Origin of the sequence: Bacillus sp. KICET-3, assembly GCF_033261025.1 — a bacterium.
GTDB lineage: Bacteria > Bacillota > Bacilli > Bacillales > Bacillaceae > Bacillus > Bacillus sonorensis.
In genome coordinates this window covers 2,427,235-2,453,645 of sequence record NZ_CP137345.1, presented here as the reverse complement: position 1 = coordinate 2,453,645, position 26,411 = coordinate 2,427,235, and the positions used below count along the sequence as shown (strand labels likewise).

Below are 26,411 nucleotides of genomic sequence, written 5' to 3'. Positions count from 1 at the left end.
GCTGTTTAAAACCCGGTGATTGCGACAACGCTCGGCCGCGGGATATCATCGCCATTGCGGTGCGGCCACATGCTCGTCGGTTTTGCAAGGTCTTCCGTTTCTTCACCGGGGTGCTGAACAGAAAGAAACAGTGTTTTTTCATCAGGGGTAAAGCAGGGGCCGGTCAGTTCTGCTTCGACAGGAGCTGAAGCAAATTGAAAGGCTTCACCCTCTTGTTTGCCATGCGTCGGGATGACAAATACTCCATTATTCCCGAAAGGTGTCCAAATGGCGGTGTTCATACTGCTGCTGGAAATATCTGTGACAGTCCATAGATTTCCGTCTTCATCAAACGTCAGGTTATCGGGGGCGCTGAAGCCGCTTTGAATACCTCCGGCGGCAAAAATCGCAAACTGGAATTCCAGTGCTCCGTGATCATCGTCTTTTTCATAAAACCTTGTAATATGACCGTGGAAATTCCCGTGTTTGTCATTGTTTGTATGAGCGATAAAAATCGTACCGTCAAACGGGCTGATTTCAACATCTTCCGGCCGGTCTGTCGGCGTTCCGCCAAGCAGGAGCGCCGCTTCATGGCAGTTGACCAAAACGTCCGCCTGGGTTTTAAATCGTTCAAGCAGCGCGCTGTTTCCTTCCGCTTTTTTTCTGACGGCTTCAATTGTCAGCGGAATCCATTGTCCTTTTGCAAAATTCGCCGCATATAACACGCCTTCTTCCAACAGCTTCGCGTTCTTTTTGCCGGCTTTTGGCTTGTATGTACCCTTGCTGATAAATTTGTAGACGCAGGCATCTTTTTTGTCGTCTCCCATATACACGACAACCCGGCCGTCTTTTGCAAGCCCCATGCACGTATTTTCATGATTAAATCTGCCGAGCGCCGTATGTTTGCGAATCTGGAAACGAGGGTTGAACGGGTCGACCTCGACGACCCAGCCGTAATGGGTTTGGTTCAGCTTGGCGGCTTTTGAGGTCGACTCAAAGTTTTCTTCACACGTTAAGACCGTATTCCATAATGTACGTCCGCCTGAGCAATTGGCAAATGTCCCTTGCACCGTCACCGCCCCGTCTACGGCCGCACTGCCTCTGGCGGGCCCTGTTAAATCGATCGGCGTCAGTCCCGTGACACGGCGGGCGTATGTTGAAGAAGGGTCCATTTTCCAGCCTTTGCTGTCTTGATACACTTCGATGACAGAGCCGCCCTGGTTGTACAGCAGGGTATTGATCTGTTCCGCTGTGTAGCCGGTTTCAATGGTCCGGCCGAAGACGAACAAGTCTGAAACGTATTCATGGTTGACCCACAGAAGCCCGCGCCCTTTTTTGTTGTCCATAGGGAAATAAAGCGTGTAGTCATTGTTAAATCCAAACGTATCCCCCTTTGGATTGATCTTGTCGCCGTATGAAGCGATTACATCGTAGCGATAGCCTTTCGGAAGCACAAGCTCGTCCTTTGTCGAAGGCTCAATCGGTGTGAATTTTAAAGGGCCGTACTTCGGTTTTTTCGCTCTGCCTGGCTGATGGAACAGGCCTTTCGCTTCAGCCGTTTTGACCAATCCGTCCAGCCCGGCTCCGGCCGCGGCCAATGCGGCTGTGCCTGTGCCAAGATAGCTTAAAAATTTGCGGCGGTTCAATACAGGGGACATATATAGACACCTCATTTTAATAGATTTGCTTTCATCGTAAAGGAAAACTGTTAAGAATGATTTAATGCAGTATAAAGGATTTGAAAATTCGGCATCTTAGTTTGATATGCGACATAAATATATGGGATATGGGCGTTTATTATAGAAGAAACTGATTCGGGGTTAAAAAGACGAAAAATTCAGATATTTATTTTGTTTTATGATAAAATAAAATCAGCCAAGCTTCCCGCCCGGCTGATCGATGTTTTTGAAATGACCTTCTATTGATATTGCTGAAGGCGCGAGAAGAACTTTTTCACAAACTGGTAAAAATCCTTCGTAGAAGGGGAGAGATCCCTGTTTTTTGGGGTAATGATTCCGACGGTCCGTTTGACCTGAGGATAATCAAGCGGGATTTTCTTCGTAAAGCGGGGGAGTGTTTCATTAAAGGCGCTTTCCGGCAAAAGCGTCACCCCTATCCCGGCGGATACCAGCCCTTTGACCGCATCCAAATCTTCGCCCTCCGAGGATATTTTCGGCGTATACCCCACCTGTTTACAAGCATCTACCGCCATTTTCCGAAAGATGAACCCATCCGGAAACAGGACGTAATTGTCGTTTCTAAGATCGCCCAAATGAAGGCTTTTCTGTTCAGAAAGCGGATGGTCGACCGGAACAAGGGCAAAAATGCTTTCCGTAAACAAAATGTCTCCTTTAATATCGGCGTTGTTCGTCGGAACAGGTCCGAGAAAGGCCAAATCGATATCCCTGTTTTTCACCGCTTCAATTAAAAATTTATATGAACCCTGTCTTAAATGAAAAGCGACGTTCGGATACTCTTCTTTAAACGCGGAAATGACGGTGGGGAGAAACTGGCTTGCAAGGCTTGTCGGAAAGCCGATCTTGACGGTTCCTCTGTGCGGATCCAAATACTCATCAATTTGTTCCTTCGCAAAATCGATCGCTTTCATCGCCGTTTCTATATGATCTAAAAACTGCTTTCCGATCGGAGTGAGTTTGACATTTCGGCCTTCACGTTCAAAAAGGTCGACGCCGAGCTCTTCCTCCAGGTTGGCAATCTGCCTGCTGATCGCCGATTGGGCGACGTGGAGATGCATGGCCGCTTCTGAAACGTGTTCTCTTTTTGCGACTTCCATGAAGTAATGCAATTGGCGTAATTCCATCGTGTTTCACCTGCTCATCTCAAAATGAGATAGTTTTAATCTAAATTATATATTGTTTGTATAGATTTGAAAACCTACAATAGAATTAGAGTTTGTAAGATTTTATGACTGGGGACAAACGGGAAAAATGAACGGGGGAGAGGAACTATGACTTATAACCAATTACCGAAGGCACAAGGTCTCTACCGTCCTGAATTTGAACATGATGCATGCGGAATCGGTCTTTATGCTCACTTAAAAGGCCTTCCTACTCATGATATTGTCAAAAAAGGATTGCAAATGCTTTGTCAATTGGATCACCGGGGCGGCCAGGGCAGTGACCCGCATACCGGAGACGGAGCAGGGATTATGATGCAGATTCCTGATGCTTTTTTCAAAAAAGTCTGTCCTGACTTTCGCTTGCCTGTCAAAGGACGCTATGGGGTAGGCATGATTTTCTTTTCAAAAGATGACAGTGAACGCGGTCAAATCGAAGCCCATATTAACCAGCTGATTGAAGAAGAAGGGCAGTCGGTGCTCGGATGGAGAACTGTGCCGACAAATGTCGGAAAAATCGGAACAGTGGCACAACAGAGCGCCCCTGTCGTCCGCCAGGTATTTATCGGTGCTAATGAACAGCTGAAGGACAATTTAGCGTTTGAACGCAAATTATATATCATCCGCAAGCAGGCGGAAAACTGGGCACGCGAACGGGAGAAATCGTTCTACGTCGTAAGCCTCTCAAGCAACACCATTGTGTATAAAGGGCTTCTTACACCTGAGCAGGTTGACGCTTTTTATGAAGATTTGCAGGATGAGGATTTCGTTTCGGCTTTTGCGCTCGTGCATTCGCGCTTCAGCACAAATACGTTTCCAAGCTGGGAAAGGGCGCATCCAAACCGCTATCTCATCCACAACGGGGAGATCAATACGCTTCGCGGCAATATGAACTGGATGAAAGCGAGAGAGCAGCAGTTTGTTTCTGAAGCGTTCGGAGAAGACCTGCAAAAAGTTTTGCCGATTTTAGATGAAAACGGGAGCGACTCTTCTATATTGGACAATGCTTTTGAATTCTTCGTACTGGCCGGAAGAAAGCCGGCGCATGCGGCCATGATGCTGATTCCTGAACCATGGAACGAAAACCCTTATATGTCTAAGGAAAAGAAAGCGTTCTATGAATATCACAGCTCATTAATGGAGCCGTGGGACGGCCCGACGGCGATTTCTTTCACAAACGGAAAGCAAATCGGAGCGATTCTTGACCGGAATGGCCTCAGACCTGCCCGCTATTATGTGACGAAAGACGACTACATCATTTTTTCCTCAGAAGTCGGCGTGATTGATGTTGAACAGGAAAATGTATTGTATAAAGACCGTCTCGATCCGGGAAAAATGCTGCTCGTCGATCTTGAAGAAGGGCGGATCATCTCAGATGAAGAGGTCAAATCAGAAATCGCCGGCGAGTTTCCATATCAGGAATGGCTCAGCGAAGGGCTGGTGCATGTCAGCAATGACATCCAGGAAACCGAAGAAAAGCCGGTGCCGGACCTTTTGACTCGCCAAAAAGCGTTCGGCTATACGTATGAGGATATCCACAAATATTTACTGCCAGTTATTACAGAAGGAAAAGATCCGCTCGGGTCAATGGGGCATGACGTTCCGCTTGCGGTTTTGTCAGACCGGCCGCAGTCGCTGTTCAATTACTTCAAGCAGCTGTTTGCCCAAGTCACCAATCCGCCGATCGATGCGATCCGTGAACAGATCGTCACATCAACTTTGACATGGCTTGGAGCGGAAGGAGACATCCTTCATCCGAACGAAAGCAGCTGCCGCAGAATCAAATTGTATACTCCTGTGCTAACAAACGCACAGTTTAACTCGCTGAAGGGGCTCGTGCATCAAGATTTCAAAAGCAAAACCATCCACACGCTGTTTACCGATGATTTGAAAAGCGGGCTTGACGATATGTTCAAGGAAGCCGACAAAGCGATTGCAGAAGGTGTGACACTGCTGATTTTATCCGACCGCAAAATGGATCAACAAAAAACTCCGATCCCTGCACTTCTTGCTGTCAGTGCGCTGCATCAATATTTGGTTCGCGCCGGGAAACGCACGAAGGTGAGCATCATTGCCCAATCGGGTGAAGCCAGGGAAGTCCACCACTTTGCCGCATTGATCGGCTACGGAGCGGACGCGATCCATCCGTATCTTACGTATGCGACATATAAACAAGTGATTGAAGATGGAGCCCTGTCGATCAGCTATGAAGAAGCCGTTACCAAATACAGCAAGAGCGTAACGGAAGGCGTCGTCAAGGTGATGTCAAAAATGGGAATTTCCACGGTTCAAAGCTATCGGGGCGCACAGATTTTCGAAGCGGTCGGCATCAGCCAAGACGTGATTGACCGTTACTTTACAGGAACGGCGTCGCAGCTCGGCGGGATCGGGCTTGACACGATCGCAGAAGAGGCGAAGCGCCGCCACAGGGAAGCATATACAGACACCTTGAATGAAACGCTCGATTCAGGCAGCGATTTTCAATGGAGAAAAGGCGGGGAACATCACGCCTTCAATCCAAAAACGATTCATACGCTCCAATGGGCGTGCCGCAAGGGTGACTATAATCTTTTTAAGCAATATTCAAAAGCTGCTGATGAAGAAAGAATCGGATTTTTGCGAAACCTCTTTTCCTTCGATGAAACGCGCAAGCCTCTCCCTCTTGAAGAGGTGGAATCTGTTGATTCAATCGTGCGCCGTTTTAAAACAGGAGCAATGTCATTCGGATCATTGAGCAAAGAAGCGCATGAAGCATTGGCGATCGCAATGAACCGCTTAGGCGGAAAAAGCAACAGCGGAGAAGGCGGAGAAGATCCGGCGCGCTTTATTCCGGACGAAAGCGGAGATAACCGCCGCAGCGCGATCAAGCAGATCGCGTCAGGACGCTTCGGCGTGAAAAGCCACTATCTCGTCAATGCCGATGAGCTGCAGATCAAAATGGCCCAGGGCGCCAAGCCGGGAGAAGGCGGGCAGCTGCCGGGAAATAAAGTGTATCCATGGGTTGCCAATGTCCGGGGGTCAACACCTGGCGTCGGCTTAATTTCACCGCCGCCTCATCATGACATCTACTCGATTGAAGACTTGGCACAGCTGATTCATGACTTGAAAAACGCCAACCGCGATGCCCGGATCAGCGTGAAGCTTGTCGCAAAAGCCGGCGTGGGTACAATCGCAGCCGGTGTCGCAAAAGCGACGGCAGATGTCATCGTTATCAGCGGATACGACGGCGGCACAGGGGCTTCTCCGAAAACGAGCATTAAGCATACCGGTCTGCCGTGGGAGCTCGGTCTGGCTGAGGCGCATCAAACATTGATGCTGAACGGCCTCCGCAATCGGGTCGTATTGGAAACCGACGGAAAATTAATGACAGGCAGAGACGTCGTGATGGCCGCGCTTTTAGGTGCGGAAGAATTCGGCTTTGCCACCGCCCCGCTCGTCGTGCTCGGCTGCGTGATGATGAGAGCCTGCCATTTGGACACATGCCCTGTCGGGGTGGCGACGCAAAACCCTGAGCTTCGCAAAAAGTTCATGGGCGATCCGGATCACATCGTGAACTATATGCGCTTTGTCGCGGAAGAAGTTCGCGAACTGATGTCCCAGCTCGGTTTTAGAACGGTTGATGAAATGGTGGGACGCACGGATGTCCTTCGTGTGAGCGAGCGCGCCAAAGCGCATTGGAAAGCCGGGCAGCTCGATTTATCGAATCTGCTGCATCAGGCAGAAGGGGCCCGCACATTCGGTACGCCGCAAAATCATAAAATCGACGAGTCGCTTGATGTCACCGAAATACTGCCGGCGGTGCAGGCTGCAATTGAAGACGGGATTCCGGCGGAAGCGTCATTTGCGATCCGCAATATCAACCGTGTGACAGGAGCCATCACCGGAAGCGAAATTTCAAAACGCTATGGTGAAGAAGGCCTCCCAGATGATACGATCACGCTGCGCTTTACGGGTTCAGCCGGGCAAAGCTTCGGGGCGTTTGTGCCGAAGGGAATGTCGCTATATTTAACGGGAGATGCCAACGACTACATCGGCAAAGGCCTGTCTGGCGGAAAAATCGCCGTCAAGGCGCCCGAGGACTTCAATCCAGCTTTTCGTGAAAATGTCATCGTCGGAAATGTTGCATTTTACGGCGCTACAAGCGGTGAAGCGTATATCAACGGCCTTGCCGGAGAGCGGTTTGCCGTCCGAAACAGCGGGGTAAACGTTGTGGTCGAAGGCATTGGAGACCATGGCTGTGAATATATGACCGGAGGACGTGTCGTCGTTTTAGGCGATGTCGGCAAAAACTTCGCTGCCGGAATGTCAGGCGGAATCGCTTATGTGTATGCCGAAGATAAAAAAGCGTTTAAACGGAAATGCAACCTGGAAATGATCGAATTCGAGACGCTTGAAGCACCTGGGGAAGCGGCAGAAGTGAGGGCGATGGTCGAAAATCATTACCGATATACAGACAGCCCGAAAGCGGCTTCCATTCTCGAAGATTGGGACTCTGCCGTCACCCGCTTTATTAAAGTGATTCCAAAGGATTTCAAACAGATGATAGAGCGCATAAAAGAACAAAAAGAGGCCGGCTTATCAGACGAAGAAGCGATGATGTACGCATTTGAAGCCGGTACAAAGCAAAAAGTTCAAACTTCTGCCTCGGCAAAAGAAGCAGTGGCACAGTAAGAAAGGGGAGGGGAAAATGGGCAAAGCAACAGGATTTATGGAATTCCAGCGGGAAAAGCCTGCTGAACGTGATCCTCTCACGCGGATAAACGACTGGAACGAATATTCGTCTCCATTTTCTGAGGAAGTTTCGAAAAGACAAGGAGCGCGCTGCATGGACTGTGGCACACCTTTTTGCCAAATCGGCATGGATATTGGCGGCTATACGTCCGGATGTCCGATTCATAACCTAATCCCGGAATGGAATGACCTTGTCTATCGGGGAAGATGGAAAGAAGCGCTTGAGCGCCTCCTGAAAACGAACAACTTTCCCGAATTCACCGGGCGCGTCTGTCCGGCGCCTTGTGAAGGCTCTTGTACAGTGGCGATTTCCGATCCGGCCGTATCGATCAAAGGCATCGAACGGACGATTATTGACAAAGGATTTGAAAACGGCTGGATCAAACCGCGCATCCCGAAAAAACGGACCGGCAAGAAAATTGCGATTGTCGGTTCCGGTCCGGCAGGGCTGGCAAGCGCGGACCAGCTGAATCAGGCCGGGCACTCTGTCACCGTTTATGAACGCGCAGACCGCCCAGGCGGCCTGCTGACATACGGGATTCCGAATATGAAGCTTGAAAAAAGCGTCGTCGAGCGCCGCATCAAACTATTGACGCAAGAAGGCATCGATTTTATCACAAACACAGAAATCGGCAAGGATATCACAGCAGATAAGCTGAAAGAACAATATGACGCGGTCATCCTCTGCACAGGGGCGCAGAAACAGCGCGACCTTATGATTGAGGGACGCGAGGCAAAAGGCGTTCATTTTGCAATGGACTATTTAACAGGCACAATCAAAAGCATGCTGGATTCAAATTTTAAAGATAAAAAATTCATTAATACGAAAAACAAAGACGTCATCGTCATCGGCGGCGGAGATACGGGTGCGGACTGTGTTGCGACGGCTTTGCGCCAAAAAGCGCGGAGCGTCGTCCAATTCGGCAAACATCCGAAACTGCCTGACACAAGAACCGGTGAAAACATGTGGCCGGAACAGCCGCACGTTTATTCGCTTGATTATGCCTATGAAGAAGCGGAGGCAAAATTCGGACGCGATCCTAGAGAATATTGCATTCAGACGAAAAAACTGGTCGCTGATCCAAATGGCCATCTTAAAGAACTGCACACGATTCAAATGAAAAAAGTGAAAAACGAACAAGGCAAGTTCGAATTTCATGAAATTCCGGGAACAGAGAAAGTCTGGCCTGCCCAGTTTGTTTTCATCGCCATCGGCTTTGAAGGGACAGATCAGCCGCTATTGGAGCAATTCGGGGTAAAAGCGGTCAGAAACAAAGTTGACGCAGCATACGGGGATTTTAAAACAAATGTCGAGGGGGTTTTCGCCGCAGGGGATGCGCGAAGAGGCCAAAGCTTAATCGTTTGGGCCATTCATGAAGGACGCGAAGTCGCCCGTGAAGTAGACAAATATTTGATGGGGGCTTCTGTACTTCCGTAAAAACAAAGGGGTATGATCATAAATGACAGCCTGGTTCATGAACCTGATTGCAGGATCATGGACCAGGCTTTTTATTGATTCGGTACAATATCTTCGAGTCGGCAAAACATACGGTGGTATGATCTTTTTCAAGATGCGCAAGCCTATCTTGTTTCAAGAAAAAACAGCCCGTTTTGCAAAAGGGGCTGAAGCGGTGCCATAGGTTCGCTATGATTCGGCTCAGACAAGATGGCATGCTATATCCAGGAAAGAGAGGGAATCGGAATTAATCGCGATGTGTACGTACTCCATTTTATGGGATTCTGCATAGCCTAAAGTATTCAATCCCATGAGGAGGTTATGATGTTGGAAGAAAACTACAGTTTCGAAAATGACTTTGAGGAGATCACAGATGAAAGACAGCAGCCCTATTCATACTCTTATCCATACCCACGGCCAAGACCGCGGCCTCGGCCTCGGCCACGTCCGCCGTTTTTTCCTTACCCATACTTTTATTTTCAGTTTCCTTACCCGTATTATCCTTACTATCCTTACTATCCGTGGTAAGAATGAAGGCTTTCCGGCAGCCCGGAAAGCCTCTTTTTTATTTTGATGAATTTTTCAAACCGGCTGAAGCAATAATAAAGTGACAGCGCCCCCAAAAATTTCTTCTCTTGGAACAAGAAAAAAAGATGGATGTGTTGTGTTCATGTCATTATTTTCAAAAAAGATCAGCCGGGAGACCATATGGCTCTTCTTCGGCTTCACTGCAATTTTGCTTTATGTATTGCCGCTTTACATCTTAAATGAGAACGCCCATATCCGCGTTCACGACAACCTTGATTCAAATATTGCCTGGTATAAAGTGCTGGCGCAAAGCGGACAATTGCTCGGAGGCGTGAAAGCCGTCATCCCGCAGATCATCAACGGGCTTCCCCGTGATGCGTACGGAACGGAGTGGAGCGGAATCGTCTGGCTGCACGCCTTGTTTCCGTCAATGACCGCATACGCGTTAAGCCAAACGATCACACGTGTTTTCGCCTTTATCGGCATGTATCTGCTGTTAAAAAAGCACGTCATCCGTGCTGAGAAAGCGTATCTGATCAGAATCGGCGTCTCTCTCGCTTTTGCGCTTACACCGTTTTGGCCGTCCGGAATGCTGAGCACCCTCGGTCATCCGCTTGCACTGTGGGCTTTTTTAAATATCCGGGCGCGCGATTTTTCCTTGAAAGAGTGGCTTACACTCGGTCTATTGCCGTTCTATTCAAGCTTTGTCCTCGGCTTTTTCTTTTTCCTTGCAGCCGTATCGCTCTTTTGGCTGTATGATTTGATCACCAAACGCGATTGGAACCTTCCTTTTTTGGGAAGCATCGCTTTCATGACGGGGATTTTCCTTGCTGCCGAATACCGGCTCGTTTATTCAATCTTCGCTTCAGGCGAGATGATGCACCGTGTGGAGTTTATCTCATCGCGTCACGACATCTGGCACTCTTTCCGGCTGTCTTTTAAAAATTTCGTCCTCGGCCATAATCATGTGATGACGGTTCATACCGCCGTGATTCTGCCGGTGATTTTGCTCACTTTTTTCGTGACAATCGGGAAGCAGGGGCGGCGGCGCAGCGAAGAAAAACTCTTCATTTTTCTCGTTGTGCTGAATTATGCGCTTTCTTTATGGTATGCGTTTTGGTTTAACAAGCTGTGGGCTTTGCCGAAAGAAAAAATCAGCCTTTTGACGGCATTTAACTTCGCCCGTTTTCATTTTTTGCGGCCGCTTGTGATCTATGTCAGCTTTGCGGTGGCGTGCTATATCCTGTGGCGGCTCGGAAAGAGGTGGCGGCTGTTTGTAAACGCCGCACTCATCGCACAGCTGATCGTTCTCATTCCTTTTCACGAGGAGCTGACCTATGGCGCTTACCATCATTCGCCGACCTTCCGGGAATTTTATGCGAAAGAACAATTTCAGCAGATCAAACAATTCATCGGGCGTCCAAAGCAGTCATACAGGGTGGCGAGCATTGGCCTCCACCCGGCGATCGCACAATATAATGGTTTTTATACGCTCGATACATATGCCAATATTTATCCGCTGAAATATAAATACCAATTTCGGAAAATCATTGCCAAGGAGCTCGAGAAGAGTCCCGGCTTGAAGCGCTATTTCGATGAATGGGGGAGCCGGTGCTACCTGTTTGTTTCAGAGCTTGGGAAACACTATGCCTTTAAAAAGAATTCCAGGAAAAAAATCAAGAACCTGGAGTTAAACACTGCAGCCTTTAAAGAAATGGGAGGGCGCTATATATTTTCATCGGTTCCGATTATGAACGCTGAACAAAACAAGCTGACATTTTTAAAACGGTTCAGCCATCCGCAATCGGCCTGGGACATTTATGTATACGAAGCCAAATAACAGCATAGAGGAGGAAGCACATTGAATGTACCGCAGCCTTTATTAACGATCGTCATACCGTGCTACAACGAAGAGGAAGTGTTTTCAGAAACGGCCAGGCGGCTGACCGCCGTTTTAAGCGATTTGGCAAAAGAAAAATTGATTTCAGCCGACAGCAAACTGTTATTCGTTGATGACGGATCAACTGACCGCACATGGTCGTTGATCGCCATGGAAAGCACAAAAAACCATTATGTCACAGGACTAAAATTGGCCCGCAATACCGGGCATCAAAAGGCGCTCTTGGCAGGGATCGACAGGGCGAAGTATAAATCAGACTGCGTGATTTCGATCGATGCCGACCTTCAGGACGATATCTCAGCAATTCGCGAATTTATCAAAAAGTACCATGAAGGATATGAAATTGTATACGGCGTCCGCCGCAGCCGGCAAACCGACACTGTTTTTAAGCGCACCACCGCAGCATGGTTTTACCGGCTGATGAATACACTCGGCATCCGTCTGATTGACAATCACGCCGATTTTCGCCTGTTAAACAAAAGGGCGCTTGCCGAGCTTGGACGATACCGTGAAGCCAATGTTTTTTTGCGCGGCATCGTGCCAATGATCGGACTCCGCTCGGCAAAGGTGTTTTACGACCGAAAGGAAAGACTTGCAGGTGAGACAAAATATCCGCTAAAAAAGATGCTGTCGTTTGCTTTTCACGGCATTACGTCATTCAGCGTCGCTCCGATCCGCTTTTTTACATTTATCGGCTTTTTCTTATTTTTCCTAAGCGGCATTGCAGGCATATACGCGATCATTCAAAAGATGCTCGGCTACACGAATGCTGGATGGGCATCCCTGATCATTTCCATATGGTTTTTGGGGGGCTTGCAATTAATGGGAATCGGTATTATCGGCGAGTATATCGGAACGATTTTTACAGAAGTCAAGAACCGCCCGAAATATGCGGTAGACATCGATCTGTATACAGAACGGCTGGGGCGTTCCGGCCGGCAGGGCCATGAGAAAATCCAAGGAACAAAGCTGATGTAAAGGGCGGATGGATAAGAATAGCATCTACTTCTTGCGGATATTCTAATTGAGATGTCAAGTTTATTTTGTAGAAGGAAGGATGTACAAGCTAATGGCAGAAAAACAAACCTCAGGGCTGACCGTTGTCGCCATCGGATCAATTCCTGTCATCATGACATTGGGAAATTCAATGCTGATTCCGATCTTGCCTAAAATCAAGTCTGAGCTCAATCTGTCGCAGTTCCAGGTCAGTCTTGTCATTACCGTATTTTCGATTACGGCGGCCGTATTCATTCCGCTGCTTGGCTACCTGGCCGACAGATTTTCTCGAAAAGTTGTGATCATTCCGTGTTTGTTTCTGTATGGAATCGGCGGAATTCTCGCGGGATTCGCCTCCACGACATTTGAAAATGCTTTTCCTTGGGTTCTGATCGGCAGGGGGCTGCAGGGACTCGGAGCCGCAGGGACAGCTCCGCTCGCCATGGCGCTGACGGGAGATCTTTTTAAAGGCGCAGACGAAAGCCGTGTGCTCGGACTTGTCGAGGCTTCCAACGGTTTCGGGAAGGTGCTGTCTCCGATATTAGGCTCGCTGATCGCTTTAATCGCTTGGTATTGGGTGTTTTTCGCCTTTCCGGCCTTTTGCATTGCGCCTATCTTGTTGACCTGGATATTTATAAAAGAAAACAATAAAAAGAAAGAGCCCCCCGCTTTTGGAAAATATGCAAAGGGGCTTGTGAGCGTTTTTAAACATGAGGGCAGATGGCTCTTCACAGCATATTTGGCAGGTGCGATCTGTTTGTTCACTTTATTTGGCATTCTGTTTTACTTATCAGATGTGCTGGAGAAGGAGTTTCAAACGGACGGTGTAAAAAAAGGGTTGATTTTGGCGATTCCCCTTCTAGTCATGTGTACGACTTCCTATATAACCGGAAGTAAAATCGGACAAAATCAGCGGCTGATGAAAAGGTTGATGTTGATCGGACTTGGATTGATCACGATTTCTTATGGGACGCTGTCATTCTTCTCCGCTCTGATTCCGTTTATTTCAATTCTTGTCGTCAGCAGCATTGGGACCGGTTTTGTGCTGCCGTGCGTCAACAGTTTCATAACAGGCGCAGTCGGCAAAGAAAGACGGGGGTTTGTGACTTCGCTTTACGGTTCTGTCCGGTTTTTAGGGGTTGCCATCGGTCCGCCGATTTTCGGAAGGCTGATGGAATGGTCAAAATTCGGAATGTTTATGACGATCGCGGGGCTAACCCTCTTCATAGGCGTGCTCGTTCTCACCATGATCCACGTTAAAAAGGAGGACAAGCCAAAGAAGGGGCCAAAAGGGCTGCAGCCGGCTGACGCAAGATAATGGGAAAGGAAGACATGATGCGTATCGAAAGAGTTGAAACGTTTCCGCTATTTCACAAGCTTTCCTCGCCATACGGCGATGCGAATGGCTACAAAAACTACAGGACGTGCTATTTAATCCGGATGACAACGGCTTCGGGGCTCACTGGCTGGGGAGAGTGCGCTGACTGGCTTCCCTTATTGGAAGCCGGCTTTAAGAAACGGATCATCCCTTATGTCATCGGAAAACAAGCGACTGACCGCCTGAAGATCGTCGGCGTTATCAAGAAGTGGCATCAGCGGGCCGCGGCTGCTGTCAGCATGGCTCTCACGGAAATTGCCGCGAAAAAAGCCGGCCTTTCTGTCTGTGATTTATGGGGAGGGAAACTGAGAGAACGCGTCCCGGTTTACGCCTCCTTTCAATCCTATTCAGACAGAGCCGATTGGATCAGTCATTCGCTCCGTTTGATTCAACAAGCTGTCAGTGACGGGTTTGATCAGGTCAAAATCAAAACGGGCGGCAAAGCGTTTGCGGACGATCTCTCACATCTACAAGCTTTTCAAGACATGACGGAGCAAAAGGTCCGTTTTATCGCAGATGCCAACCAAAGTTACGATATGGCTGCCGCCCGCAGATGGGAGCGCTATTTTTCGGGCTGGCCGAACCTCCTTTGGTTTGAAGAGCCGATGCCGTTTGATGATGTCAAGGAGTATCAGCTGCTGCGCTCTGCTCTTTCTGTTCCGATCGCCGGGGGAGAAAATCAGAAGGGCGCCAAACAGTTTTTGCCGCTGCTTGTTGAGCATGCCGTCGACATTATTCAGCCTAATGTTATGCATTGCGATGGAACCGACGATTTTCAGAACGCGCTGCAGCTTGCCCGTCATTTCGGCAGACGTGTATCCCCGCACAGTTATGACGGAGCGCTGTCCAGATTGTACGCGGTTTTCGCCCAGGCCTGCTTGGCGCCGTGGTCAAAAATGTCCGGAGAAGACATCGAACCGGTCGAATGGGATGTGATGGAAAATCCGTTCTCGCGTCTCGTACATTTTAAACTGGAAAACGGCCATGTCCAGGTGCCGGATCAAATTGAAGTGGATGCTGAAATCGTTGAAGCACATCTTTGGGACGGGACAAACTACCGATGACCTTCAGAAGAAAACCTGTTATATTTTTGTTTTCCCCTTTCATATAGTGAAGAGAGGACAAGTTCATTTAAAGGGGATAACATCCGCATGGGAAGAAAATGTAAAATTGCACATGCTATTTTGTGGGGCAGCGTGCTGCAGGGGCTCGGCATGGCGCTGTTTTTATTTCCGAACCATATTCCTTCAGGCGGGGCGGCTGGAATAGCCGTTTTGCTGAATTTTTGGTTTCAGGTCCCACACGGTTTAACGGTCTGGGCTGTGAACTTTTCACTGCTCCTGACAGCCGTCAAATGGCTCGAGCCGGTGACGGTCGTTGGAACGATGGCATCAATTACGATGACATCCGTCTCGGTGCAGATCTTTGAATCTCTTTTTCCTGCAATGACGACGGACAACGTATGGCTCGATTTATTTTACGGAGCCGTTCTTTTAGGAACCGGCGTCGGTATTTTATATAAATACAATATTTCAAACGGGGGATTCGGCGCCCTCGCTTTAATGATTTCGATTTACCGCGGTGGAAAGCCCGGAACGGCATTATTTATGATGAATGCTTGCATCTTTCTTTTAACCGCTTCTGTCATCGCCTGGGGGATCGTGATTCAAGCGTTAGTCTGCCAATGGATTTCAACCAAAATCATCGATGCGATCTATCAGATTCGTCTCCGTCCGCTTTTTATGCCTATTGCCGGTTATCGCAATAAAAAATAGACCCGCCCGGGGGGCGAACCTATTCAAATAAATAAAACGTATCTGAACGAAGACCCAGCCTCAGCGTTTCCAAAGGAATGGCATCTTGAAAAGAAATATTCGCCAAATTCACATCGGGACCGATTTTCTCGATAAAACACGTCTGCAGTTTTTTCGTCGGCGCTTCAAAAATCAAATGTTCCGGATGAACCCCAGACATGAGAATGTCTTCAATCAGCTGGGAGCGCATCTCTCCATCGCTTTTGCATAAACCGCTCGTTCCGCCCTCTCTTGTTTCTGTGATGACCTTTTCAGATCCTGCTGCAAGATCTTCAAGGATGAAATCAATCCATTCTGATGACTGCTGCTCATTGCTGATCGCGCAATCTTTAGAGCCAACCTCGCTGAACACATGAAATTCTTTTGAAAAATCGGAAATAAAGCTGGCTTTTTCTTTATTGGACAGGCGGATCGTCCCGTTGGATATTTCCACATACCGGCAGCCGTAAGATTTGCAATAACGATAATAATCCTCAATCTTATCCTGGCTTAAAAACTTTTCAAATAAGGTGCCTCCAAAAAAGAATTGAACATCATTTTCCTTTAAACAATCGATCTTTTCCTCCAGGCATTTTGTGATGAGAGATGTTCCCCAGCCGAATTTGACGAAGTCTATATAGTCTGCCGCCCCGCTGATGGTATCTTGAAATAAATTTAGGGGAACTCCGTTATCAATCAGTATGGTGATCCCGTTTGTTCTCGGTTTGAGCTGCCTTTCAGGCAGTTTCAATTCAGATGTAATCATTCTATTACCCCTCACAATCTTTGACTTTCATAATATAGTCGCTGTATGTTCCATGCATATAAAAAATGTGTTGTTTGTCACAATGGCGGGCGGCCGTTTCTAAAAGATGTATTTTTTCCGTTTGCTTCCTCTGTCGGCTGTCCTATCAGAAGATGTTTCGCTTATCCGGCAAGGAGTTTTTCAGGTCTTCACCTCCCTAGGGGCAGCGCTGTTTGTAGCCAATCAGTTGTACAGCTGATCGCGCATAGGTATCTATCTATATTGTGAAGTCAAAGTCATTATATTCGCCCCCCTTTATAAGGTTCCTGATTTTGTTCCCGCCGCGGGATAGAGAGGGGGAGACAAACATAACATATATAATTGCCAGATGGGTATCTATTGTTTCTCCTCATTTGCCATGATATTAAATCCCTTTATGATAGGATTTCTCTTTCCCTCCAAGAAGTACTTGATACACCTTCACACCTCAGAATGGATGTATTTTCGCCTGGTGACGTTTTTGAGGCTTAAAAAAACGATGATGAAAAGCTTTTCCGGAGCACGTTTGTTTTGGAAAGTGAATAATCTGCCTATATGTTCTTTCCATTTATTTTATCGGCAGTCGGAAGGCGGAACTGTTTTTGTGACGCGTAATTCTTTATGATCCATCAAAGTGGGGGAAAACAGATGAACGACGTTTTAACGTATGATACGTGGAATGAAGACGATGCAAGAAAGGCCATGGAAAGCTTTAGCGGCGAAATGGATGTTTTGAAATGGGCATACCGCACGTATGACAACATTGTGTATGCCTGCAGCTTCGGGGCGGAAGGCATCGTTTTAATCGATTTAATTTCAAAGATCAAAAAGGATGCAAACATCGTTTTTTTAGATACAGGTTTGCATTTTCAGGAAACCTATGACCTGATTAAAACAATAGAAGAGAGGTATCCGAGCCTGTCGATTCGTTTTTTGAAGCCTGACTTGACGCTAAAAGAGCAGGAAGACCGGTATGGGAGGAAGCTTTGGAAGCATCAGCCAGACCTTTGCTGCAATCTCCGCAAAATCGAGCCGCTTCGCAAACATCTTTCCGGCATGGATGCCTGGATTACCGGACTCAGGCGGGAACAGTCGGAAACAAGAAAGCATGTCCGCTATATCAACAAGGACGAAAAATTTAAACTGATTAAAATATGTCCCCTCATTGACTGGACATGGGATGATGTATGGAATTACATCAAATTAAATACACTCACTTACCACAAGCTCCATGACCGGCATTATCCCAGCATCGGATGTGAGGTATGCACCCTGCCTGTGACAGAGGGAGGCGATTTAAGAGCGGGAAGGTGGGCCCATCGCGATAAAATAGAATGCGGGCTGCATCAATTCCGGTAGGGGCTGTGTAGAAGATGACGATTACAGTTTTGGCATTTATAATCGCTTTATTTTTCGCCATGAATATCGGAGCCAGCGGTGCAGCGGCAGCAATGGGCATCGCCTATGGAGCAGGGGCCGTCCGGAAAAGGCGGGCCGCCCTGTGGATCAGCGGTATCGGCGTTTTTCTCGGAGCGATGATAGGCGGGGGAGAAGTGGTGAAAACGATCGGTTCAGGCCTTATCCCCCCGTCCATTCTTAATGTGAATATTGTCGTGATCATTCTTGGAGCGTCAGCTGTATCGCTTTTTATTGCGAACATGGCGGGCATTCCCCTTTCAACAAGCGAAGTAACAGTCGGCTCGATCGTCGGTGTGGGCATCGCTTTTCAGGCGGTATTTACAGATCAATTGCTTGTCATTGTCATGTATTGGCTGATCGTCCCGATCATTGCTTTTTTTCTCGCTTTTTTCCTCGGACAGTTGATCAAAAGCGCAGAACGAAGACTGAAATGGCTGAAACGCAAAAAATGGTCCCGCATCCTGGCCGTGCTGGTTGTGTTGACGGGTTTTTTTGAGGCCTTTTCGGCCGGAATGAACAATGTCGCCAATTCCGTAGGGCCGCTTGTAGGAGCAGGACTGTTATCAATTGAAAGCGGAACATTTTGGGGCGGTTTGTTCGTTGCAATCGGCGCGATTTGCCTCGGCAGCAGGGTGATTGAAACAAACGGCAAAAAAATCACGAATTTCTCCCTATTACAGGGATCTGCCGTTTCAGGGCTTGGAGCCGCATTAGTGATCGGCACATCATTGCTTGGCATCCCGGTTTCGCAAACCCAGATTACGACATGCAGCATCATCGGAATCGGACTATCTGAGAAAGGGAGAGGTGATCTTTCGTAAAAGCCTCATTGCGAAACTGCTGAAAGTATGGATTGTTTCACCTGTTTTTTCGCTTGTTATTTCTTATAGTCTTGTCAAAATCTTTCTTGATTTTGATCTTTATTCAGTCGCTGTTGTTTTCTGCGTCTTCCTCGCCACGCTCGGTATTGTCAGCCTGATGAAGCAGACCGGCAAATGGGAGCCCAGAGACAATCGGCAAAGGAACAATATAAAATCGATCGTCGGGAGGAGAAAACATGAAAGAGAACCAGCCGCATGGAGGGACTTTAGTTAGCCGGATGGACGCCTGCCATCCGGAAAATCAAGCTGTCTATGAAGTCGAACTGGATGATATGGCGTTAAGCGACCTTGAGCTTATTGCCACAGGCGGTTACAGCCCTTTAACCGGGTTTTTAAATGAACGGGATTATCAGTCCGTCGTCAATGAGATGCGCCTTTCAAACGGGATCGCGTGGAGCATTCCGATCACACTGCCCGTTACGAAAGAAGCGATCAGGCGGATCAATATCGGCGACTCCGTCAAACTCGTCAAAAACAAAATCGTCTACGGCGTTTTGACTGTTACCGATCTGTATATGCCCGACAAACTGCAGGAGGCGGTGAACGTCTACGGAACAGCCGACCCGCACCACCCGGGGGTAAAGAAACTGTTTGAACGTCCGAACGTGTATATGGGCGGTCGGGTCATGATGATCCGCCGCCCGGAACGGGAAAAGTTCGGCCGCTTTTATCTTGACCCGAAAGAAACGAGACAGCTGTTTAAAAAACAGGGCTGGAACACCGTCGTCGGCTTTCAAACCCGAAATCCGGTGCACCGCGCCCATGAGTACATTCAAAAATCGGCTTTGGAAATCGTTGACGGACTGCTTCTACATCCGCTCGTCGGACAGACAAAATCAGACGATATCCCGGCTGATGTCAGAATGGAAAGCTATGAGGCGCTTTTAGAACGCTATTATCCTAAAGACCGCGTTTGTTTGGCAGTATTTCCGGCGGCTATGCGCTATGCCGGGCCGCGGGAAGCGATTTTTCACGCCCTCGTCCGCAAAAACTACGGCTGCACGCATTTTATCGTAGGACGCGATCACGCGGGAGTCGGAAGCTATTACGGCACCTATGATGCCCAGCATATTTTCAGCCGATTTACAAAAGAAGAGCTCGGAATTGAGCCATTGTTTTTTGAACATTGCTTTTACTGCAAAATATGCGGACATATGGGATCGCTCAAAACATGTCCACACGGCAAGGAAGACCATGTCCATTTATCAGGAACAAAGGTAAGGGAAATGCTCAGAAATGGGCAAAAGCCGCCAAAGGAATTTACAAGACCTGAAGTGAGCGATGTGTTGATTAAAGGCATGAAAAAACAGACTGCAGAAGAGGTGAGCCCGAAAAGATGACGAATATCGTTTGGCACCAGCCATCTATTACAAAAGCCGACAGGCAGCGGCTCAATCAGCATAAAAGCGGTGTGCTTTGGTTTACCGGACTTCCGGGCTCCGGAAAATCAACGCTAGCGAACAAGGTGGATGAACGGCTGCATCAGTCGCGTATGAGAAGCTATGTGCTGGATGGGGATAATATCAGGCACGGTTTAAATAAAGGTCTCGGCTTCAGCAAGGAAGATCGGGCCGAAAATTTGCGGAGAATCGGAGAGGTTGCCAAGCTCTTTGTTGACAGCGGTCAAATCGTTCTGACCGCTTTCGTTTCACCGCATCGCAAAGACCGCGACCAAATCAGAACGCTGTTTGCCGAAGGGGAATTTATCGAAATTCATGTCAGCTGTCCGCTCGATATATGTGAAAAGCGCGATCCGAAAGGGCTTTATCAGAGAGCTAAAAAAGGGGAGATTCAGAATTTCACCGGGGTGGATGCTCCTTATGAACCCCCTGTCAGCCCTGAATTGACTATCGATACAAACCGCTGCACAGCAGATGAAGCGGCTGACGTCATTATTGGTTTTTTAAAAGAAAAAGAATGGATATAACGTTTGTTCAAAAAGACGGCGGATCAGCTTTTTCGATCGTTTTTAGGGATAATGCCGAAAACACCGGAGGTTTAAACTGCATCCCGATTGTTAACAATGAAGAGAGAATCGGGAGGGAACCTTGATGGACTATTTACATTTAGCAGTTGAACTGACAATCGGATTTGCAGCTTTATTTATTACGACGAAGATACTAGGGAAAACCCAATTCGCCCAAATCACCCCGTTTGATTTCATTTCCGCGCTTATTTTGGGAGAGATGGTGGGAAATGCGATTTTTGACGAAGAAGTGACCATTTGGAAGATCCTCTTTGCCATCATTGTTTGGGGAGTCCTCATCTATACGATCGAGATTCTATCACAAAAAGTTCAAAGCATAAGAGGCTTCCTCGAAGGACAGCCGAGCATCATCATCAATAAGGGAAAAATCAATTATCAAGCCTTAAAAAAAAATAAACTGGATCTAAACCAGCTGCAAACATTAGCGCGCGAAAAGAACTGTTTTTCCCTTCATGAAATCGAGTACGCCATATTGGAAACCGACGGCTCAATCAGCGTCCTTCCGAAACATAAATACGGGATCCCGACGAGAGCAGACTTAAACATCCCGTATAAATCCATTCAGCTTCCTATCGCACTTATTCTTGACGGCCAGCTAAGAAAGGAAAACCTGAAGGAAGCCGGCTTTGATGAGAGCTGGCTTCAGCATCAATTATCACGCCAAAACATAACAGATTACAGCAAAGTGCTGTATGCGGAATGGCGGGGTGATGAAGAGGAGCTTTATATTACTCAATATTGACGTGAGAAACCGCGGGTTCCGGCTCTTTCAGACCCGCGGTTTTCCTTTTGCTGCAGTTCTGTCTTGATTTCATCCTATTGAACCGCGCCAAAAGTTCTGGATTTCCCCGCTTTCATAAGACAAAATGCCTTCTCATGACAAAACATGCATAAGGCAAAGGGCCGGTCTTTCCAAATAGACATATTTTATGCTTCCTTTTTTCTGCAAAAATCTCCATTTTCCGCATTTTCAATCCCGTCCAGTCAAAGCATGCAAACTTGACATAAATATCTAAAGTGTTAATATACTAACCGTGTTCGAAAAATACGAACAGAAATGCGAACAAAGGGAGATGTTAAAGATCAATATTAAGCAAAAAAACGTAGCTTTTATTGGAGCAGGCTCCATGGCGGAAGGGATGATTTCAGGCATCATCCAATCCAAAAAGCTGCCCGCCAGCCAAATCTATGTGACCAACCATAAGAATCACCGCCGTTTACAGGAACTCCAAAAGAAATATGGAATACAGGGCATTAAAAAAGAAGAGCTCGATTATCAGAACATCGACTGTTTCATATTGGCGATGAAGCCCAAGGACGCCGAAAATGCTCTTCATTCCATCAAACCGCATATTCAACCCCATCAGCTTATTTTGTCAGTATTAGCTGGCATCCCAATTTCATTTATCGAAAAAGCGCTGCACGATAAGCAGCCCGTCATCAGAATGATGCCGAATACGTCCAGTACGATCGGCGCCTCGGCAACCGCGATGTCTGAAGGAAGCGCAGTCTCCGCCGATCAATCACAAACCGTGAAGCAATTGCTCCAATGCATGGGAGAGGTCTATGCCATCGACGAAAACAAAATGGATATTTTCACAGGAATTGCCGGAAGCGGGCCAGCCTTCTTTTATTATTTAATGGAGCATATCGAAAAAGCAGGGGCAGAAGCCGGATTAAGCGGAAAATTAACGAGGGAAATCGGAGCGCAGACACTGCTCGGCGCCGCAAAAATGCTTCTGGAAAGCCCTGAAGATACCGCTGTTCTGAAAGACAACATCACATCTCCTAACGGTACGACCGCTGCCGGTTTGAAAGCTTTGGAAGAAAGCGGGGGCGGCGAAGCGATCGAACAGGCGATCAAACATGCAGCCAAACGCTCGAAAACCATCAGCCGGGAATTGGAACGATTCGTCACAGTAAAGTAGCACCGGACATGAACGAAAAAACAGGAGTGATAAAATGACCTCTAAGCAAAAGAGGGTAGTTGTCAAAGTGGGGAGCAGTTCGTTAACAAGCCTCCACGGCGAAATCAGCAGCAAAAAACTCGAAAAGCTCGTCGAACAGATCGTCCGTCTGAAGGATGAAGGGCATGAAGTGCTGCTCGTATCATCAGGTGCGGTTGCAGCCGGATACCGAAAGCTCGGATTTATGAACAGGCCTGATACACTGCCCGAAAAGCAGGCATCTGCGTCAGTGGGCCAAGGGTTGTTGATAGAGGCCTATTCCAAACTCTTTTTATCCCACGGCTATATCGCTTCACAAATTTTAATCACGAGAAGCGATTTCTCTGATGAAAAACGGTACAACAATGTGAGAAACACCATGAATGTCCTGCTGAAGCGCGGAATCATCCCAATCATCAACGAAAATGACACGGTCACCGTAAACCGGCTCAAATTTGGTGACAATGATACGCTTGCAGCGAAGGTCGCCGGCCTGATCGATGCTGATGTGCTGACCATTCTTTCAGACATAGACGGACTTTATGATGCAAATCCGCGGCAAACACCAAATGCCAATCTGATAAGAGAAGTGAATGAAATCACCGCGGAAATGGAAGCATCAGCCGGAGACGCCGGAAGTGATGTCGGCACCGGCGGTATGAGATCAAAACTGGACGCATTTAAAATCACAATGGCCTCAGGCATCAAAGGTTTTTTGGGGCGCGCCGACAGTCCGGATATTTTATATGAAGCCATCAGCGGGACCGCGCGGGGAACGTATTTTGAACCGAACGCCGCTTCACACACCCTCAATCATAAAAAACAATGGATAGCCTTTAACTCTGGCCCAGAAGGCGACATCATCGTCAGCAATGAAAGCAAAGAGTTGATCATCGACCGAAAAAGCCTGTATCCTTCTAGTATTTACGAAATAAACGGCCGTTTCAGCAACGGTTCCGTCGTTCGAATCCTTGACCAGGAGGGAGAAGAAATCGGCCTCGGCGTCGTCAATTTTTCTTCATCCCAGCTTCGTAAATGGAAGAAGGGTACGAATCAGGAAACAGCAGCTTCCTCACAGGCTGTCGTAGACAGAGACGCGTTTGTCTGTCATTTGGAGCTATCCATCCCGCTTTAAGGATCAAAAAAGGAGGAATTGACCATGACGGCAATTGACAAAGGCATCCGGGCACACATCGAAGAAAAAGCGATAAAAGCAAAAAAAGCGGCAAAACGTTTAAGACAGGTCACAAAAAATGAAAAAAACGAAGCGCTGTACACGCTGGCGGACCATCTTGAGAGAAACATGCGACTGATCCTCACTGAAAATAAGAAAGACACAGAAGCCGGACGAGACAAAGGCTATGATGAAGCATATATTGACCGGCTGTCACTGAACGAGGAGAGAGTGCACGGCTTTGCCAAAAGCCTTAAAGAGGTGGCAGAGCTGGATGATCCCGTCGGCGAAACGCTGTCAGCCTGGACGCTTGATAACGGGTTGAAAGCGGAAAAAGTCCGCGTTCCTCTCGGTGTCATCGGCATGATTTATGAAGCGAGGCCAAATGTGACCGTCGATGCGGCCGGTCTTGCTCTAAAATCGGGAAATGCGATCGTTTTAAAAGGCGGATCATCTGCCAGGCATTCCAATCAAGCGATCGTCTCTGTCATGCATGAAGCCCTTGCCGGCACAAACATTCCCCATGATGCCGTTCAATTTATCGGGAGCACTGATCGGAGCGCTGCAAAAGAGCTGTTTACGATGAAGGAACACATCGATGTACTGATTCCCCGGGGAGGCGGCGCTTTAATTCAAGAAGTCGTAGAACATGCAACAGTCCCCGTCCTTGAAACCGGGGTGGGCAACTGCCATCTTTATATCGACAGAGAGGCTGACGCTGAAAAAGCGCTCAGCATTCTGATCAATGGAAAAACAGACCGGCCGGCTGTTTGCAATGCGCTAGAAACATTGATCATCCATGAAACATGGCTTGAAGAAAACAAAAATGCGTTGATCACCGCTTTAAACGAACACGGCATCCGGGTCCATGGCGACGAAAAGGCCATCCGCTTCATTCCAGACGCAAAACCCGCCGATGAAGCCGATTGGCGAAATGAATATTTAAGTCTTGATATCGCCGTCAAAGTCGTCAGCAATCTGAATGAAGCGTGCGACCATATTGAAACATACGGTACAAAGCATTCTGAAGCGATTGTCACGGAAAATAAGGAAACGGCAAAAGCCTTTTTCAGCGCCGTTGATGCCGCGGCGCTTTATCACAACGCATCCACCCGGTTCACAGACGGCGGAGCTCTCGGCTTCGGCGCGGAGATCGGAATTTCAACGCAAAAGCTTCACGCTCGGGGACCGATGGGGCTGAATGACCTGACGACAAGCAAATATATGCTGACCGGAAATGGACACATTAGAATATAAAGCTTAAAACCCGCCGAAGCCGGCGGGTTTTTTAGTGCGTTCAACCGGGGAAATCCGCGCCTGTCCGAAATCCTCTGGCATGAAGACCGCACGTTTTTAATATAATGTTACAAAGTTTTGCCGCTCAACATATTGACGAGAAAAAAAGGGGGGCATCTGATGAATTTCGAATTGACAAGAGAACAGAAAATGGTCCGCGATCTTGCCAGAGACTTTGCTAAACACGAAATCGCGCCTCATGCCGAGCATGTGGACAAAACAGGAGAATTTCCGATTGAAACCTTTCGCAAAATGGGGAAGCTCGGCCTTTTCGGCATCCCGTTTCCAGAATGCTACGGCGGATCAGGAGGCGATACGATTTCCTATGCGCTGGCTGTTGAAGAAATCGGCAGAGCATGCGGCAGCACCGGGCTCAGCTATGCAGCCGCCGTTTCTCTTGGCGCTTCGCCGATCTATTACTTCGGCACAGAAGAACAGAAACAGAAATATCTTGTACCGCTTGCCTCAGGCGAAGCGCTGGGAGCGTTCGGGCTGACAGAGCCAAATGCCGGATCAGACGCCGGGGGCACACAAACAAAGGCCCGCGAGGACGGTGACGACTTTGTGATCAACGGGGAAAAATGCTGGATTACAAATGCGGGATACGCCCGCACCGTCATTGTCACAGCGGTGACAGGCAAGGATAAAAACGGAAAACATATCATTTCAGCGATCATCGTCCCGACAGACGCCGAAGGCTTCACCATCAAAAGCGAATACGACAAAATGGGGATGCGAGGCTCCAACACATCACAGCTTATATTGGAAGATGTCCGGGTTCCGAAGCAAAATCTGCTCGGCAGCCCTGAGAAAGGGTTTAAACAATTCCTGAAAACGCTTGACGGCGGGCGGATTTCGATCGGCGCGCTTGCAGTGGGAATCGCCCAAGCCGCTTTTGACGCTTCATTGGCTTATGCAAACGAGCGGAAGCAATTCGGCCGGCCGATCTCTTCTTTTCAGGCGGTTCAGTTCAAGCTTGCCGATATGGCGGTGGAGATTGAGCTTGCCCGCAATATGGTGCTGAAGGCCGCCTGGCTGAAGGATCAAGACCGCCCGTTCACAAAAGAAGCCGCTTTTGCCAAACTGTTTGCTTCGGAAATGGCTGTGAGAGTGTGCAATCAGGCGATTCAAATTCACGGCGGATCCGGCTATATGAGGGAATATGGAGTGGAACGGATGCTGCGTGACGCGAAGCTGATGGAAATCGGTGAAGGAACATCAGAAATACAGCGGCTTGTGATCGCGAGACAACTGGGCATGAACAAAATCGCTTATTAATGAAAACGCTTTCTGTAGAAGGGGAGAG

18 protein-coding genes and 2 pseudogenes are annotated in these 26,411 nt (G+C 48.0%); 17 read left to right on the top strand and 3 right to left on the bottom strand.

Annotation, left to right across the window (positions count from 1 at the left end; genetic code table 11):
• Nucleotides 1-5: 5 nt before the first annotated feature.
• Together R5H20_RS12425 and R5H20_RS12420 are read right to left on the bottom strand one after the other, a co-directional pair.
• Nucleotides 6-1,637: a PhoX family protein gene (locus R5H20_RS12425; RefSeq protein WP_006637175.1), complete on the bottom strand. Its 1,632-nt coding sequence runs from the start codon at nucleotides 1,635-1,637 to the stop codon at nucleotides 6-8.
• A gap of 260 nt (nucleotides 1,638-1,897) precedes the next feature.
• Nucleotides 1,898-2,800, bottom strand: a complete 903-nt coding sequence (locus R5H20_RS12420; protein ID WP_006637174.1) for a glutamate biosynthesis transcriptional regulator GltC — start codon at nucleotides 2,798-2,800, stop codon at nucleotides 1,898-1,900.
• A gap of 147 nt (nucleotides 2,801-2,947) precedes the next feature.
• On the opposite strand from R5H20_RS12420, the gene gltB reads away from it, so the two are divergent.
• From gltB to R5H20_RS12380, 8 genes and pseudogenes are all read left to right on the top strand, one after another.
• Nucleotides 2,948-7,507 (top strand): glutamate synthase large subunit, encoded by a 4,560-nt coding sequence (gene gltB, locus R5H20_RS12415; protein ID WP_006637173.1) that lies wholly within the window; start codon nucleotides 2,948-2,950, stop codon nucleotides 7,505-7,507.
• Nucleotides 7,508-7,523: 16 nt separating this feature from the next.
• Entirely contained in the window at nucleotides 7,524-9,005 is a 1,482-nt protein-coding gene (gltD, locus tag R5H20_RS12410; RefSeq protein WP_006637172.1) for a glutamate synthase small subunit, read from the top strand.
• Between the two features lie 342 nt (nucleotides 9,006-9,347).
• Nucleotides 9,348-9,545, top strand: a pseudogene (locus R5H20_RS12405) (hypothetical protein); the annotation flags it as partial.
• A gap of 148 nt (nucleotides 9,546-9,693) precedes the next feature.
• Nucleotides 9,694-11,391: a DUF6044 family protein gene (locus tag R5H20_RS12400; RefSeq protein ID WP_006637171.1), complete on the top strand. Its 1,698-nt coding sequence runs from the start codon at nucleotides 9,694-9,696 to the stop codon at nucleotides 11,389-11,391.
• Between the two features lie 21 nt (nucleotides 11,392-11,412).
• Complete coding sequence (locus tag R5H20_RS12395) at nucleotides 11,413-12,429, top strand: glycosyltransferase family 2 protein (protein ID WP_006637170.1); 1,017 nt, start codon at nucleotides 11,413-11,415, stop codon at nucleotides 12,427-12,429.
• 91 nt (nucleotides 12,430-12,520) lie between these two features.
• Nucleotides 12,521-13,765, top strand: a complete 1,245-nt coding sequence (locus R5H20_RS12390; RefSeq protein WP_006637169.1) for an MFS transporter — start codon at nucleotides 12,521-12,523, stop codon at nucleotides 13,763-13,765.
• A gap of 17 nt (nucleotides 13,766-13,782) precedes the next feature.
• Complete coding sequence (locus R5H20_RS12385) at nucleotides 13,783-14,889, top strand: mandelate racemase/muconate lactonizing enzyme family protein (protein WP_040348066.1); 1,107 nt, start codon at nucleotides 13,783-13,785, stop codon at nucleotides 14,887-14,889.
• Nucleotides 14,890-14,976: 87 nt separating this feature from the next.
• The gene (locus R5H20_RS12380) at nucleotides 14,977-15,600 is read left to right on the top strand and encodes a YitT family protein (protein WP_006637167.1); all 624 of its coding nucleotides are present in this window, start codon (nucleotides 14,977-14,979) and stop codon (nucleotides 15,598-15,600) included.
• A gap of 19 nt (nucleotides 15,601-15,619) precedes the next feature.
• On the opposite strand, the gene R5H20_RS12375 is transcribed toward R5H20_RS12380, so the two are convergent.
• Nucleotides 15,620-16,384 (bottom strand): phosphosulfolactate synthase, encoded by a 765-nt coding sequence (locus R5H20_RS12375; RefSeq protein WP_006637166.1) that lies wholly within the window; start codon nucleotides 16,382-16,384, stop codon nucleotides 15,620-15,622.
• Nucleotides 16,385-17,050: 666 nt separating this feature from the next.
• Between R5H20_RS12375 and R5H20_RS12370 the strand changes: the two genes are divergently transcribed.
• The 9 genes and pseudogenes from R5H20_RS12370 (at nucleotide 17,051) to R5H20_RS12330 (ending at nucleotide 26,383) form a co-directional block, all read left to right on the top strand.
• Nucleotides 17,051-17,761 carry a phosphoadenylyl-sulfate reductase gene (locus tag R5H20_RS12370; protein WP_006637165.1) on the top strand — a complete coding sequence of 237 codons (711 nt, stop codon included), beginning with the start codon at nucleotides 17,051-17,053 and terminating at the stop codon, nucleotides 17,759-17,761.
• A 14-nt stretch (nucleotides 17,762-17,775) separates the two neighbouring features.
• Nucleotides 17,776-18,916: pseudogene (locus R5H20_RS12365) on the top strand (anion permease).
• Nucleotides 18,879-20,042 carry a sulfate adenylyltransferase gene (gene sat / locus R5H20_RS12360; protein WP_006637164.1) on the top strand — a complete coding sequence of 388 codons (1,164 nt, stop codon included), beginning with the start codon at nucleotides 18,879-18,881 and terminating at the stop codon, nucleotides 20,040-20,042. The pseudogene R5H20_RS12365 and the gene sat overlap by 38 nt, the downstream one beginning before the upstream one ends.
• Nucleotides 20,039-20,629, top strand: coding sequence for an adenylyl-sulfate kinase (cysC, locus tag R5H20_RS12355; protein WP_006637163.1), 591 nt, complete (start codon nucleotides 20,039-20,041; stop codon nucleotides 20,627-20,629). Before sat ends, cysC begins: the two co-directional genes overlap by 4 nt.
• Nucleotides 20,630-20,753: 124 nt before the next feature.
• Nucleotides 20,754-21,431, top strand: coding sequence for a YetF domain-containing protein (locus tag R5H20_RS12350; protein ID WP_006637162.1), 678 nt, complete (start codon nucleotides 20,754-20,756; stop codon nucleotides 21,429-21,431).
• A gap of 331 nt (nucleotides 21,432-21,762) precedes the next feature.
• Nucleotides 21,763-22,617 carry a pyrroline-5-carboxylate reductase gene (gene proC / locus R5H20_RS12345; protein WP_051056665.1) on the top strand — a complete coding sequence of 285 codons (855 nt, stop codon included), beginning with the start codon at nucleotides 21,763-21,765 and terminating at the stop codon, nucleotides 22,615-22,617.
• 34 nt (nucleotides 22,618-22,651) lie between these two features.
• Entirely contained in the window at nucleotides 22,652-23,770 is a 1,119-nt protein-coding gene (proB, locus tag R5H20_RS12340; RefSeq protein WP_006637160.1) for a glutamate 5-kinase, read from the top strand.
• A gap of 24 nt (nucleotides 23,771-23,794) precedes the next feature.
• Nucleotides 23,795-25,066 (top strand): glutamate-5-semialdehyde dehydrogenase, encoded by a 1,272-nt coding sequence (locus tag R5H20_RS12335; RefSeq protein WP_006637159.1) that lies wholly within the window; start codon nucleotides 23,795-23,797, stop codon nucleotides 25,064-25,066.
• 159 nt (nucleotides 25,067-25,225) lie between these two features.
• Entirely contained in the window at nucleotides 25,226-26,383 is a 1,158-nt protein-coding gene (locus tag R5H20_RS12330) for an acyl-CoA dehydrogenase (RefSeq protein ID WP_006637158.1), read from the top strand.
• Nucleotides 26,384-26,411 lie beyond the last annotated feature (28 nt).